Genomic DNA, 13,762 nt, shown 5'->3' on the forward strand with positions numbered 1-13,762 from the left:
AACCGTATGAGACTAGCGTAAGCGTGCGGAGGTTGCATGGGGGCAATGTGAATTGATTTGGGAAGACTCGGACGTCCGCTTTTTTAAGCTTGCTGAATCGTTTCATCAGCGCTATAAAAAATGCACAACTCCAAAAAAGGCTTCCCCATGACCCCGCTCAAATTAGTCGTTGCCCTTGGCGCGCTGTCCGCCTCCCACGCCATGGCCTGGGACTACGTCCTGCTCGACAGCGACAAGGCTGCCCAGAACTGGCAGATCACCAGCCAGCAACTCGGTGTCAAAACCGACAAACCCTTCTCCGTGACCCTGCGCACCTTGCACGGCGGCCGGCAAGAGGGCGTCAGCATCGTCGACATCGATAACGGCACAATGAAACTCTCGGTGGTGCCCACTCGCGGCATGAACGTGTTGCAAGCATCGGTCGGCGATGTGCGCATGGGCTGGGACTCTCCGGTCAAGGACGTGGTCAATCCGTCCTTCATCGAACTCAACGGCCGCGGCGGACTGGGCTGGCTCGAAGGCTTCAACGAACTGGTGGCTCGCTGCGGCTACGAATGGGTCGGCCATCCCGGCATCGACAACGGCGAACTGCTGACCCTGCATGGCCGCGCCGCCAACATCCCGGCCAGCAAAGTCACCCTGCACATCGATGAAAAACCGCCTTACGCCATCAGCCTGCGCGGCGAGCTGAAAGAGCAGGCGTTCAAAAAAGTCGATTTCTCGGTGGTGACTGAGTTGGTCACTGAACCCGGCAGCGTAGCGTTCGCCCTGAACGACACGTTGACCAACAACGGCGACTACCCGAAGGAATACCAGGCGCTGTACCACAGCAACTTCAGCACGCCATTCCTGGAGCAGGGCGCGCGTTTTGCTGCGCCGGTTAAACAGGTGTCGCCGTTCAACGACAAGGCCAAAGGGGATTTACCGGATTGGCAGACTTACCGTGCACCGACCAAGGACTACGACGAGACGGTTTACAACGTCGTGCCTTATGGCGATGCCAAGGGCGACACGCTGACCGTGTTGCATAACAAAGCCGGGAGCCTTGGGGTGTCGGTGGGGTTCAATACGCAGCAGTTGCCGGTGTTTTCGTTGTGGAAGAACACGGATACGCAAGGGCAGGGGTATGTGACCGGGTTGGAACCGGGGACGAGTTTTTCTTACAACCGTCGGTATCAGCGGCCGATTGGTTTGGTGCCGATGATTGGGGTTAAAGAGCAGAGGCAGTTTCAAATCCATTACAGCTTGTTGGCAGATAAGGGGGCTGTGGATAAGGCGTTGAAGCGTGTGAGTGAGATTCAAGGTGGGCGGGAGACTGAGGTAAGGCAGGCGCCGCTGGTGGATTTGACCAAAGAGTAAGCGGCCTTTCGAGATGAGCAGTGGAAGTCTGTGGTTCACCGCTCATCAAAAGGCTAAAAAGGAAGTCTCATTTCTGACGCTTGTGCCGCATCAAACAGACGCCGGATGAAATCGCAGTCGTTCCAGGTTTGGTTGGTATAAAACCGATGCTCCTTATTTCCGATCTCGTCGATGTAATAGATAACGTACTCCGCATATTTCTCGTCGGCGTTGAAGCTGTAACGCAATGAAAGAGAAAAGTCATTTTCCTTGAGTTTCACAAACGAGTTGTTGTCGTCATAACTCCAGGAGAATTCGCCTCTCTCCGTTCTCGCGGTGAGTGCTTTGATGAAATCGAGAAATCTAGGCGGTAGCATATTGACGCCCTCTGGCCGGGTTAACCTTTTCGAGGTTTTCTTTGATGTTTTCAAGATTGTGGTGAAGAAGGATTCTGATCGGCTTTTCGAGCGGAGCGTTTGCCGTCGCGAAAACCCCTTTTCTGATGGTGATTTCAGTTTCTCCAAGGATATTGTCAATCCTTTCGAACTCCTGACCTGTACCGGGTATTTTGGCAAACAGAATCCTGAAATGCTGATAGCACTTCAGCGCCAATGGATAGTTTTCGGTGTCCACATAACCTGCTGCTTCATTGAGCGTCGCAAGGCATTCACTGACGGCCGAGGCGCCTTCTACAGCTTTTGCGTCCTTGAGTATTCTGTTGGCTTCAGCACTGATGCTGCGTGAGTAACGAACACTGTGCAGAACTTCGGATATTGAAATGATTAGCGCGACGATCGTAATGACTGTGCCAATGTAGGAAAAGTTGTTCAGGGTTGTCGGAGAGCCAACAACAATTTCCTGCTGCAATAGCGCCGCCCATACGATAGCAATGCTTATCAGGCAATAGACGAATCTGATCCAATGACTTCTTAGTAACTTCATGTATTACTGACGCTCTCTCTGAATATTATCTGAATGATTTGCTGTGATAGTCATCGATTACGCTGAGGTCGGTCGGTATTGCAGCGCTTCTGCCAAATGCTCGCGGGTGATCCCATCGACCTGCTCAAGATCCGCCAAGGTGCGGGCGACCTTGAGCAATCGGTGAGCAGCTCTGAGCGACAAGGTCAGTCGTTCACACGCGGATTCCAGCCAGTTTTCATCGGCTGTGGATAACTTGCAGTGTTTGCGCAGGCCAGGCAGATCGAGGAATGCATTGGCGCAGCCTTGGCGCTTGTTTTGACGCTCTCTTGCGTCGGCGACCAGTGCCGCGGCGGTGGCTGTATCGTCACCGGGTTTCTGTGATGGGTTTAATGCGGTGGCTTCTCGGGCGACGGTCAGGTGCAGGTCAATGCGATCCAGCAGCGGCCCCGACAGTTTGTTTCGGTAGCGCTGGACCATGTCCGGCGTACAGGAGCAGCGACCACTCGGTTCACCAAGATATCCACAGGGACATGGATTCATTGCTGCCACCAATTGGAATCGCGCCGGGAAGCGCACGCGGTCCTTGGCGCGGGATATCACGATGTGGCCGGATTCCAGAGGCTCTCTCAAAACCTCCAATACCTTGCGATCAAATTCAGGAAGTTCGTCCAGGAACAGCACGCCATGATGGGCGAGGGTAATTTCGCCGGGTTGTGGTCGTGAGCCGCCGCCGACCAGTGCCGGGCCTGATGCGGAATGGTGAGGTTGGCGAAACGGTCGTTGCGGCCAATGGCTCAGCGGCACGCAACTGGAAACCGATTGAATTGCTGCGACCTCAAGCGCTTCATTCTCAGCCAATGGCGGTAGCAGCCCCGGTAAACGACTGGCCAGCAGGGTTTTCCCTGTTCCCGGCGGACCGCTGAACAACAAGTTATGCGCACCTGCCGCCGCTATCAGCAGCGCGCGCTTGGCTGACATTTGACCTTGCACCTCATTCAAATCGGGGTACGGCATGCTGGCGTACAGCAAGCCATCGGATACGAAGGGCTCGATTGGAGTGTGTCCATTAAGGTGCGCCACCGCCTGAAGCAAATGATCCACCGCGATCACCTTCAACCCCGACGCCAGACACGCCTCTTCTGCATTTGCCCGCGGCACTACCAGCGTCCGCCCGGCCTTGCGTGCTGCTAATGCTGCCGGCAGCACACCGCGAACTGCCCTCACCGCGCCCGATAGCGCCAACTCTCCCAGACACTCAATGTCATCCAGCGTCAACGTCGGCACCTGCACGCTGGCTGACAGAATCCCCAGCGCAATGGCCAGATCAAATCGTCCACCGTCCTTCGGTAGGTCAGCGGGAGCGAGATTCAACGTGATACGCCGTGCCGGGAATTGCAGCCCTGAATTGATAATCGCGCTGCGTACCCGGTCCTTGCTTTCCTTTACTGCCGCTTCGGGCAATCCGACCATCGTCAGGGACGGCAAACCGTTGGCCAAGTGGACTTCTACGGTAACGGCGGGCGCATCCACGCCAATCTGGGCGCGGCTGTGGACGATGGAGAGGGACATGGTCGTTCCTTGAGCTTTACGGGAACCGCTTCCTGCGGTTTTTTGAAGGGTAGTCGGGGTGTTGTTCTTCGGCGTTACGAATGAGGCGACAAACTTTCACTGGATGTTGCGAGTGTCTTTCTGGTGATGAAGCGTAAGCGAGCGTGGGGTGCCGACGTAATGGGTCTCGGGATGATGTTTTTGTAGGACCTTGCCTAGAACAATGACGGACGCCGGTGAAAGTGGGTGAGCGCTCTTGTCTGTCTGGCAGGGCTGCTTATGATCATTAATTGATCGCTGACTTCGGAGAGGATAATGAACAGTAATGGAATGCGGCCCGTTCATCCTGGCGAAATTCTTCAGGAGGAGTTTCTTGAACCGTTGGGCATTTCAGAGTCAGCTTTCGCCCATTCGTTGAACGAACCGTTAAATGTGGTCAACGACATCGTGATGCAACAGCGTTGTGTCAGTGCTGATCTAGCGGGGAAGCTATCTGGCCACCTGAACACCACGCCCGAGTTCTGGCTGAACCTGCAAGCGACTTACGATTTGCGGGAAGCTGGAATCGAACGTGGTAGGGCTTTAAATACTTAAAGCGATTGCAACATCCGCGAAGCACGCTTCCACCAAGGCGCATTGACCGTCCGTTGCGCCCGTTCACCCTCCGCAAGCATGTGCGGAACATCCTGCAACCGAATCCACGGCTGGTTATTCCAGTGCAGCAAACTCAGCGACATCTCCGGCCAGTTCAACAGACTCAGAATCGGGCGTTCGCTTGTTGCCGGATGTTGGGCGTCTCTGAGGGCTGGCACTACGTCGTGGGTCAGCCATTCACGCAGGCCTCGGTATTCGGGGCAGTAGTGGTAGACGAGCAGGGCGTAGACGCCGGATTCGCTGATCAGCAAGGTGTTTTCGAGGGTGCCGTGGATGACGACTCGCGCGGATTGATGTTGATCGGGATCGAGTTTTCGGACGGCGCGTTCGTCGAGGAAAAGGCGAAGCAGACGGCCCAGGTCTCGGGCGCTGAACCAAGGCTGGTTTTCGATCAAAAGCGCGTGGAGGTGGAGTTTGTGGCGGGTGAAGACGTGAGGGACTAGATAAGCGTTATCGCAACTCATTAATACAGCTCCTTTTGCTAAAGAGGCTGCCGTCAATCGTCGCCAAACAATTGGGTGGCAGCTGTACGCGGGTTGGCGAACCGGAGCAAAAGGAACCCGGCAGACCCGAAGGTCTCCCACGCACAGCCGCCATGACTCGAGAGATGGTCGTCGTACGCCTTAAGCTTCCAGGTCGCCAAACCCAGTGCTGAATATTCAGCTGAGAATGAGCTTAGGAGCCTGGGCTTCACGGCGCTATCGGACGGCGGTGGTGATCTTTGTAGGACGTTGCCGAGATGGTGGCGGGGCGGCAGATCAGGAGATTGCAGCCTTTGGCAGGTCCTACAGGGTTGGTCGGTCCAGTGTGGGAAGGCTGGTAGACCGAGGTGACTCTAATCGCGAGCAGGCTCGCTTGTATGTTTAGACTTGAAGGGGTGGGTTACTCGGCAGGCGGATTCAGCTTCGCTTCCAGCTCCGCAACCTTCGCTTCGAGGCTTTCCAGCCGTGCCCGGGTCCGCGCCAGCACAACCATCTGGCTATCAAACTCTTCCCGGCTCACCAGGTCCAGCTTGCTGAAGCCGCTCTGCAACAACGCCTTGAACTGGCTTTCGATTTCGCTTTTCGGCAATGGGGTTTCGCCGCTGAAGAGGCGGGAGGCGGTGCCGCTCAGGGCGTCGAGGAAATCTTTGGGTGCGAGCATGGGAAATGTCCTGTCAACAATGGCGGGCAGTGTATCACGCAGTGTCTATAGTCAATTCCGTCAGCAGGGATGCACGCTTTTCGCGCATGTGGACAGACGGCTGCGCACTGTTGTTGTGCGTATCCGTGGGGCCGATTGAGGAAAGGGGCTGTTGGCGGCGGTCAAGGGGTTGAATTCAGTGGGTTTTGGCGAGATGGCAAGCTTTCTGCTTAGTCAGTCGTAACCCATGCACTGATGCAGTCGCTGTGACGAATGCAGTGCGCCAAGCGGAACGGGGAGTTGTTTCGTGAGGAGCGGTTAGCTGGCGTCGGACGGGCAGGTAAGGTCGACGATGCGTTACAAAGCCAGGCACTGCGCTTAGACTTGAGTCGGGTTTGTTTTCCTGGGGCAAGTCCACCAATTCGGGAGAGAGTTTTCATGAAGCTAGTCACTGCCATCATCAAGCCGTTCAAACTGGACGACGTGCGCGAGTCGCTGTCCGAGATCGGCGTGCAGGGCATTACCGTTACTGAAGTCAAAGGCTTCGGTCGGCAGAAGGGTCACACCGAGCTGTATCGCGGCGCGGAATACGTGGTCGATTTCCTGCCTAAGGTAAAGATCGATGTCGCCATTGACGACAAGGATCTGGACCGGGTTATCGAGGCGATAACCAAGGCCGCCAACACCGGCAAGATCGGTGACGGCAAGATCTTCGTGGTCAATCTGGAACAGGCGATTCGCATCCGTACCGGCGAAACCGATACCGACGCGATTTAAACGCCGCCACAAACCCAACGCCCCAGGAGAAAACAATATGACTCTGCGTAAATTCGCAGGGCTAGGAGCCCTGTTGTCCCTCGTAATGCCCAGCCTGGCTATGGCGGCAGACGAAGTGGCGGCCCCAGTCCTCAACTCCGGCGATACCGCCTGGATGATGACCTCGACAGCCCTCGTGCTGTTCATGACCATTCCCGGCCTCGCCCTGTTCTACGGCGGCATGGTTCGCTCCAAAAACATTCTTTCCGTGATGATGCAGTGCTTCGCCATTACCGGTCTGATCAGCATTCTGTGGGTCATTTATGGCTACAGCATCGCGTTCGACACCACCGGCATGGAGCAGGGCGTCGTCAACTTCAACTCGTTCTTCGGTGGCATGGGCAAGGCATTCCTCGCCGGTGTCACGCCGTCGAGCCTGACCGGTCCTGCGGCGCTGTTCCCTGAGGCGGTGTTCATCACCTTCCAGATGACCTTCGCCATCATCACCCCTGCGCTGATCGTCGGTGCCTTCGCCGAGCGGATGAAGTTCTCCGCCATGCTGATCTTCATGGGCGTGTGGTTCACCCTGGTTTATGCACCGATTGCGCACATGGTCTGGTCCGGCAACGGCGGCCTGATGTGGGATTGGGGTGTGCTCGACTTCGCGGGCGGCACCGTGGTGCACATCAACGCCGGTGTGGCCGGTCTGGTTGCGTGCATCGTGCTCGGCAAGCGCAAAGGCTTCCCGACCACCCCGATGGCACCGCACAACCTCGGTTACACCCTGATGGGCGCCGCGATGCTGTGGGTCGGCTGGTTCGGTTTCAACGCCGGTTCCGCCGCTGCGGCCAACGGCACGGCCGGTATGGCAATGCTGGTGACCCAGATCGCAACCGCCGCCGCTGCACTGGGCTGGATGTTCGCCGAGTGGATCACTCACGGCAAACCAAGTGCACTGGGTATCGCTTCGGGTGTTGTGGCCGGTCTGGTCGCCATCACCCCGGCCGCTGGCACCGTGGGCCCGATGGGCGCGCTGGTCATCGGCCTGGCAGCGGGCGTGGTGTGCTTCTTCTGCGCCACCACCCTGAAACGCAAACTCGGTTATGACGATTCCCTGGACGCCTTCGGTGTGCACGGCATCGGCGGTATCCTCGGCGCGATCCTGACCGGTGTGTTCGCCGCACCGTCCCTGGGTGGCTTCGGCACCGTCACCGACATCGCCGCTCAAGTCTGGATTCAGTGCAAAGGCGTGGGCTTCACGGTGATCTACACCGCGATCGTCACCTACATCATTCTCAAGGTACTGGACGCTGTCATGGGTCTGCGTATCACGGAAGAAGAAGAGGCCGTCGGCATCGACCTGGCACTCCACAACGAACGCGGCTACAACTTGTAAGCACGCGCATAAAAAACTTGCCCGGCTTGCCGGGCATTTTTTTGTCTGGCGTTTGTCAGTGAAGAGACTGCTGAAAGGTTTTTTCGTACACGTTTGGTGGCGTTTACGACGGGCGTTTTTCTGCGGCCAATGGCTTACATGATTGAAGGAATATTAGGGCCTTTGTTTTTTCCCAGAGCGCGCTAGAATGCGCCCCGAACGTGCGGAGAACTGTATGTGGCAACAGACTCTGATTACCCTGCGGGCACGGCCCCGGGGCTTTCATCTGGTAACGGACGAGTTACTCGCCGGCCTGCCTGAACTCAAGGCGTGCCGGGTCGGTCTGTTGCATTTGTGGCTGCAGCATACCTCGGCGTCGTTGACCATCAACGAGAACGCCGATCCGGCGGTACGTCGCGACTTCGAACGATTTTTCAATCGTCTGATCCCACAAGGAACAGACGGCTATGAGCATAACGACGAAGGCCTGGACGACCTCCCGGCGCACTTCAAGGCCAGCGTGCTTGGCTGTCAGCTCAGTTTGCCGATTTCGGCAGGCCGACTGGCGCTGGGGACCTGGCAAGGTGTTTATCTGGGCGAGCACCGTGATTTTGGCGGTGCCCGTAAAGTCCTCGCCACCGTGCATGGTGAAGAGGCATGAACCGCTGGTCACCAGTGGTTATTGAATTTTTCCGGCGGCTGTCGACAGACGGTGAAGCTGGGCTATAACTAATCTGCTTTTCGCAAGTCATGAGGTAGAACATGAGCGACGATGATCTGGAAAACGACGACCTCGAAGTAGGCGACGACGACGAAACCGAAGAAGGTCTGGAAGCAGCGGCCGAAGACGTCGCTGAAGACGACGGCGGTGAAACGCCCGTTCCGACCGCCAAAGGCAAAGCCAAGGCTGCGGTGTCGGTTGACGAGCTGCCGAGCGTCGAAGCCAAGAACAAGGAACGCGACGCCCTGGCCAAGGCCATGGAAGAGTTTCTGGCACGGGGCGGCAAGGTGCAGGAAGTGGAGGCCAATGTGGTCGCCGATCCGCCCAAGAAGCCTGACAACAAGTACGGCAGCCGGCCTATCTAAGCGTCTGCTATTGGCTTGCTGAAAAGGCCCGCCGTCGCTGCGGGCTTTTTCATGGGCGAAGAAAAGGTATGGACTTGGCACTATCCACTGTGGGAGCGAGCCTGCTCGCGAAGGGGTCATCACATTCAAAATAGATGTCGGATGACCCACCGCTTTCGCGAGCAGGCTCGCTCCCACAAGGGTTGTATGTGAATTCAGGATCAGTGATGGGCGTTCCACCGAGCCAGCAACGCCGGCAATTCGGTCAAACTGCGAATCTCGGCATCCGGTGCCTTCTCGGCTTCCCAGGCCTTGCGCGCCGGGTTAAACCAGATCGCCCGCAACCCCGCCTGCTGCGCCCCGGCAATGTCATCCCCCGGATGATCGCCGATATGCACCGCCGTCTCCGCCGTCGCACCACCCCGTTGCAATGCCTCATGAAACAGGCGCGCATCGGGCTTGGCGATGCCGATGTCTTCGGCGCACAACGCAAACTTGAAGTAATCGGCCAGTCCCAGCCGGCGCACATCGGCGTTGCCATTGGTGACCACACCCAGGGCGTAATGCTTGGCCAGGGTTTCCAGCGTCGGCTCGACGTCGGGAAACACCTCGATCTGGTGCCGGGCATGCAGAAACACTTCAAAACTCTTGTCGGCCAGGTCCGACGCCTCGCCGTGGTCGTATCCGGCCTCCTCCAACGCATGGAACAACACCCGGCGCCGCAGCGCGCTGATACGGTGTTTGAGGCTCGGTTCGAGGGTCAGGACCCGTTCCCGAATAGCCCACAAATGGTCCACCGGCAGCGCGCCCAGGTTCGGTGCGTGCTCGGTCAGCCATTCACGCAGTATGGCTTCGGCGCTGACGATCACCGGGGCGGTGTCCCACAGGGTGTCGTCGAGGTCGAAGGTGATCAATTGGATGGTCATGAATCATCGCCTTTAATGCGTTTGGCCCGTGGATGGGCGCTGTCGTAGACCGTGGCCAGGTGCTGGAAGTCCAGGTGGGTGTAGATCTGGGTGGTCTTGATGTCCGAGTGGCCGAGCAATTCCTGTACGGCGCGCAGGTCCTGCGAGGATTCCAGCAAATGGCTGGCAAAGGAATGCCGCAACATGTGCGGGTGCAGGTTCTGCCCCAGCTCGCGCTCACCAGCAGCTTTGACCCGCAACTGAATCGCCCGGGGGCCAAGGCGCCGACCTTGCTGGCTGACGAACACCGCATCGTCTGCCGGGTTAGTCATGGCCCGCAACGGCAGCCACAGTTCCAGGGCTTCACGCGCTTTTTTGCCGACCGGCAGCAGGCGAGTCTTGCTGCCCTTGCCGAGCACCTGAACCATGCCGTCGGCCAGATCCAGCTGATCCATATTAAGCCCGGTCAGCTCCGAAAGGCGCAAACCCGAGGAATAGAACAGCTCCAGAATCGCCTGATCCCGACGTGCCAGGAAGTCATCCTCCACCGCGCCTTCAAGCAGTTGCAGCGCGCGGTCGGTATCGAGGGTTTTCGGCAGCCGTCTTTCGCCCTTGGGCGGTGCCAGGCCGTTGGCCGGGTCGTGATCGCAAAGACCTTCGCGGTTCAAATAATGATAGAGCCCACGGACGGCCGACAGCAGTCGCGCCAGGCTGCGCGAAGATTGACCCTGGGAATGCAGGCGCGCGATCAGGCTGCGCAGACGCTGAATGTCCAGCGCGGCCCAGCTGCTGATGTTCTGTTTGACGCACCAGCCCAGCACTTTGTCGAGATCGCGGCGGTAGGCGTGCAGCGTTTGGGGCGACACCTGCCGCTCACTGCGCAGGTGTTCGCAGTAAGCGTCCAGTTGCCGTTCCATGGTCAGCGTACCGAGCGCAGGGAACTGTTGACCCGAGGCAGCACGCGACCCATGACTTCGGCGATGTAGCTCAGGAACAGCGTACCGACCGAGCTTTTGTAGTGTTGCGGGTCGCGACTGGCGATGGCCAGGACGCCGTGGATGCCTTGATGGCTGATGGCGACAACGGCGGTGGAGCCGATCTGTTTGCGCTGTTCTTCGCCGAACAGGAAGTCCAGTTCGTGATCGCGCAGGCTGCCGCTGACGCTTTTGTCTTCCGAGAGCAAGCCGCCAATGGCCGTTTGCGCGTCGGCATGGGTGACCCAGCGGCCCACCGGCATCGGGTTGTCACCCAGCAGGATCAGGCTGACAAAAGGCACCTGGAAGTCCTGGCGCAGACTGTCTTCGACGCTGATCACCACGTCTTCCAGGCTGCTGGCATCCATCAGCGCCAGAATCAGGCGGCGGGTCTTGTCGAAGAGGCGGTCGTTGTCGCGGGCCACGTCCATCAAATGCGAGAGGCGATGACGCAACTCAATGTTGCGGTCGCGCAGGATCTTCATCTGGCGTTCGACCAGCGAGACGGTATCGCCGCGCTGGTGCGGAATGCGCAAGGCCGGGAGCAGTTCTTCGTGCTCGACGAAGAAATCCGGATGAGCCTCCAGGTACGCGGCAATCGCCGCCGCCTCAAGGCTTTCGGAAGGGGATTCGTCGGGCTGTGGGGCGGGAACCTGGGGCTTATCTTTCATGGATTCGACTCTCTCAAAGACGCACTTGTCCTTCATAAACGCGGACTGCCGGGCCGGTCATCATGACCGGATGGCCAGGGCCTGCCCATTCAATGGACAGACGCCCGCCGGGCAGGTCGATCAATAGCGGCGAATCCATCCACCCCTGGCTGATCGCGGCCACTGCGGCAGCGCAGGCGCCGGTGCCGCAGGCCTGGGTTTCCCCGGCGCCACGTTCCCAGACGCGCAACTGCGCACGGTTCCGGTCGATGACCTGGAGAAAACCGACGTTGACCCGCGCCGGGAAGCGCGGGTGGTGTTCGATTTTCGGTCCCAGTTCATGCACCGGTGCGTTGTTGATGTCGCTGACCCGCAACACGGCATGGGGGTTTCCCATGGACACGGCGGCCAGTTCGACGGTCGTACCCTCGACATCGAGCTTATAACTCAAGGCCTGTTCTGGCGCGTCGAATGGAATCTCGGTCGGCACCAGGCGCGGTGCGCCCATGTTGACACCAATCTGGCCGTCGCTGCGGATATCCAGTTCGATGATGCCGCTTTTGGTCTCGACGCGAATCTGCCGCTTGGCGGTCAGGCGTTTGTCGAGCACGAAGCGGGCGAAACAGCGCGCACCGTTGCCGCACTGTTCCACTTCGGAACCATCGGAGTTGAAGATCCGGTAGCGGAAGTCCACGTCCGGGTTGCTCGGCGCTTCGACGATCAGCAACTGGTCGAAACCGATGCCGGTATGCCGATCGCCCCATTGCTTGGCGTGCTTGGGCAGGATGTGCGCGTGCTGGCTGACCAGGTCGAGGACCATGAAGTCGTTGCCCAGGCCGTGCATCTTGGTAAAACGCAGCAGCATGGGATTACTCCGGCAGCAGGCTTTCGCCAGCAAACAACTCGGCTACCGTCTCACGGCGACGCACTTCAAATGCCTGATCACCGTCCACCAACACTTCGGCGGCGCGGCCGCGGGTGTTGTAGTTGGAACTCATGACAAACCCATAGGCGCCGGCCGAATGCACGGCCAACAGATCGCCTTCTTCCAGGGCCAGTTCACGATCCTTGGCCAGGAAGTCGCCGGTCTCGCAGATCGGGCCGACGATGTCGTAGGCGCGCGCTGCTGCAGTGCGCGGGCGCACGGCGGTGACATCCATCCAGGCCTGGTACAGCGCCGGACGGATCAGGTCGTTCATGGCCGCGTCGACGATGGCGAAGTCTTTGTGTTCGGTGTGCTTGAGGTACTCGACCTGGGTCAGCAGCACGCCGGCGTTGGCGACGATGAAACGGCCCGGCTCGAACACCAGCGCCAGGTCGCGACCGTCGAGACGCTCGCGCACGGCTTTGATGTAGTCGGCAGCCAATGGCGGCTCTTCATCGCGATAACGCACGCCCAAACCGCCACCGAGATCGATGTGGCGCAGGTAAATGCCGCAATCGCCGAGGCGGTCGACCAGGCCCAGCAGGCGGTCGAGGGCGTCGATGAACGGCGGCAGGGTGGTCAGTTGCGAACCGATGTGGCAATCGACGCCGACCACTTCCAGGTTGGGCAACTGGGCGGCGCGGATGTACACGTCTTCGGCGTCGGCGATGGCGATGCCGAACTTGTTCTCTTTGAGACCGGTGGAAATGTACGGGTGCGTGCCGGCATCGACGTCCGGGTTCACACGTAGCGAGATCGGTGCGCGAACACCCAGCTCGGCGGCGACCACTTGCAGACGCTCCAGCTCATCGGTGGATTCGACGTTGAAGCAATGGACGCCAACTTCCAAGGCGCGACGCATGTCGTCACGGGTCTTGCCGACACCGGAGAAAACGATCTTGTCGGCGCTGCCGCCGGCGGCCAGTACGCGTTCCAGCTCGCCACGGGAGACGATGTCAAAACCGGCGCCAAGACGGGCCAGGACATTCAGTACACCCAGGTTGGAGTTGGCCTTGACCGCAAAGCAGACCAGGTGCGGTATGCCGACCAGCGCATCGGCGTATGCCAGGTACTGGGCTTCGATGTGCGCGCGGGAGTAGACGTAGGTCGGTGTGCCGAAACGTTCGGCGATGGCCGACAGGGCCACACCTTCGGCAAACAGCTCCCCGCCACGGTAATTAAAAGCGTCCATGGCGTTCCCTTATTGGTAGACGTCGTGCTTGTGTGCTTTGGACGGCTGCTTTTGCGAGGACTGAGCCTGCTCGGCGGGATCCTGGGAATCGTCGGGCAGATACAGCGGGCCTTTTTGACCACAGGCCGACACAAGGCAGGCAACCGCGACGAGCGCAGCAAGGGAAGAGATCAGGCGCTTCATGGCGAAATCCTTGAAAATGCATTAATTGCGCCGGAGTATACCGGCCACCCGTCAGCTTGCCTATGCGACGGGGCTCCCGTCCGGCGGGGCTTGGCACGATGCTGGTCAGCCGGGCGCAATCCCTGTGGGAGCGAGCCTGCTTGCGAAGGCG

Annotated in this window: 16 protein-coding genes; 6 read left to right on the forward strand and 10 right to left on the reverse strand. The window is 58.9% G+C overall.

Features of this window, described 5'->3' with window-relative positions; translation table 11 throughout:
- Positions 1-147: 147 nt before the first annotated feature.
- A complete protein-coding gene (locus tag BLU63_RS11315) occupies positions 148-1,359 on the forward strand; it encodes an aldose 1-epimerase family protein (RefSeq protein WP_077748592.1) in 1,212 nt (403 codons plus the stop codon).
- Between the two features lie 342 nt (positions 1,360-1,701).
- Here the strand turns inward: BLU63_RS11315 and BLU63_RS11325 are convergent, their stop codons facing one another.
- Both BLU63_RS11325 and BLU63_RS11330 read right to left on the reverse strand, forming a co-directional pair.
- Positions 1,702-2,280, reverse strand: a complete 579-nt coding sequence (locus BLU63_RS11325; RefSeq protein ID WP_083375476.1) for a hypothetical protein — start codon at positions 2,278-2,280, stop codon at positions 1,702-1,704.
- A gap of 57 nt (positions 2,281-2,337) precedes the next feature.
- Positions 2,338-3,831: a YifB family Mg chelatase-like AAA ATPase gene (locus tag BLU63_RS11330; RefSeq protein ID WP_083375477.1), complete on the reverse strand. Its 1,494-nt coding sequence runs from the start codon at positions 3,829-3,831 to the stop codon at positions 2,338-2,340.
- Between the two features lie 294 nt (positions 3,832-4,125).
- Here BLU63_RS11330 and BLU63_RS11335 point away from each other — a divergent pair, with 294 nt between their 5' ends.
- On the forward strand, positions 4,126-4,404 hold the full coding sequence (locus BLU63_RS11335; protein WP_042932484.1) for a HigA family addiction module antitoxin: 279 nt from the start codon (positions 4,126-4,128) through the stop codon (positions 4,402-4,404).
- On the opposite strand, the gene BLU63_RS11340 is transcribed toward BLU63_RS11335, so the two are convergent.
- Entirely contained in the window at positions 4,401-4,928 is a 528-nt protein-coding gene (locus BLU63_RS11340; RefSeq protein WP_010465114.1) for a BRO-N domain-containing protein, read from the reverse strand. The two genes, BLU63_RS11335 and BLU63_RS11340, sit on opposite strands and share 4 nt — an antisense overlap.
- 418 nt (positions 4,929-5,346) lie before the next feature.
- Complete coding sequence (locus tag BLU63_RS11345; protein WP_010465113.1) at positions 5,347-5,607, reverse strand: accessory factor UbiK family protein; 261 nt, start codon at positions 5,605-5,607, stop codon at positions 5,347-5,349.
- 417 nt (positions 5,608-6,024) lie between these two features.
- On the opposite strand from BLU63_RS11345, the gene glnK reads away from it, so the two are divergent.
- From glnK to sutA, 4 genes are all read left to right on the forward strand, one after another.
- On the forward strand, positions 6,025-6,363 hold the full coding sequence (gene glnK, locus BLU63_RS11350; RefSeq protein ID WP_002555808.1) for a P-II family nitrogen regulator: 339 nt from the start codon (positions 6,025-6,027) through the stop codon (positions 6,361-6,363).
- Between the two features lie 37 nt (positions 6,364-6,400).
- The gene (locus BLU63_RS11355) at positions 6,401-7,738 is read left to right on the forward strand and encodes an ammonium transporter (protein WP_010465110.1); all 1,338 of its coding nucleotides are present in this window, start codon (positions 6,401-6,403) and stop codon (positions 7,736-7,738) included.
- Between the two features lie 214 nt (positions 7,739-7,952).
- On the forward strand, positions 7,953-8,378 hold the full coding sequence (locus BLU63_RS11360; protein ID WP_008030499.1) for a secondary thiamine-phosphate synthase enzyme YjbQ: 426 nt from the start codon (positions 7,953-7,955) through the stop codon (positions 8,376-8,378).
- Between the two features lie 101 nt (positions 8,379-8,479).
- On the forward strand, positions 8,480-8,803 hold the full coding sequence (gene sutA, locus BLU63_RS11365) for a transcriptional regulator SutA (protein ID WP_010465107.1): 324 nt from the start codon (positions 8,480-8,482) through the stop codon (positions 8,801-8,803).
- Between the two features lie 200 nt (positions 8,804-9,003).
- On the opposite strand, the gene BLU63_RS11370 is transcribed toward sutA, so the two are convergent.
- From BLU63_RS11370 to lptM, 6 genes are read right to left on the reverse strand one after another with little or no spacing between them, the layout of a single operon-like run.
- Complete coding sequence (locus BLU63_RS11370; RefSeq protein ID WP_083375478.1) at positions 9,004-9,708, reverse strand: HAD family hydrolase; 705 nt, start codon at positions 9,706-9,708, stop codon at positions 9,004-9,006.
- Positions 9,705-10,604 carry a tyrosine recombinase XerC gene (gene xerC, locus BLU63_RS11375; protein WP_083375479.1) on the reverse strand — a complete coding sequence of 300 codons (900 nt, stop codon included), beginning with the start codon at positions 10,602-10,604 and terminating at the stop codon, positions 9,705-9,707. Before xerC ends, BLU63_RS11370 begins: the two co-directional genes overlap by 4 nt.
- A 2-nt stretch (positions 10,605-10,606) precedes the next feature.
- Positions 10,607-11,332: a DUF484 family protein gene (locus BLU63_RS11380; RefSeq protein WP_010465101.1), complete on the reverse strand. Its 726-nt coding sequence runs from the start codon at positions 11,330-11,332 to the stop codon at positions 10,607-10,609.
- Between the two features lie 13 nt (positions 11,333-11,345).
- Positions 11,346-12,176 (reverse strand): diaminopimelate epimerase, encoded by an 831-nt coding sequence (gene dapF / locus BLU63_RS11385; protein WP_010465099.1) that lies wholly within the window; start codon positions 12,174-12,176, stop codon positions 11,346-11,348.
- Positions 12,177-12,180: 4 nt separating this feature from the next.
- Complete coding sequence (gene lysA / locus BLU63_RS11390) at positions 12,181-13,428, reverse strand: diaminopimelate decarboxylase (RefSeq protein WP_083375480.1); 1,248 nt, start codon at positions 13,426-13,428, stop codon at positions 12,181-12,183.
- A 9-nt stretch (positions 13,429-13,437) separates the two neighbouring features.
- Positions 13,438-13,611, reverse strand: coding sequence for an LPS translocon maturation chaperone LptM (gene lptM / locus BLU63_RS11395; RefSeq protein WP_010465096.1), 174 nt, complete (start codon positions 13,609-13,611; stop codon positions 13,438-13,440).
- Positions 13,612-13,762 lie beyond the last annotated feature (151 nt).

Source organism: Pseudomonas mandelii (assembly GCF_900106065.1).
Classification (GTDB): Bacteria; Pseudomonadota; Gammaproteobacteria; order Pseudomonadales; family Pseudomonadaceae; genus Aquipseudomonas; species Aquipseudomonas mandelii.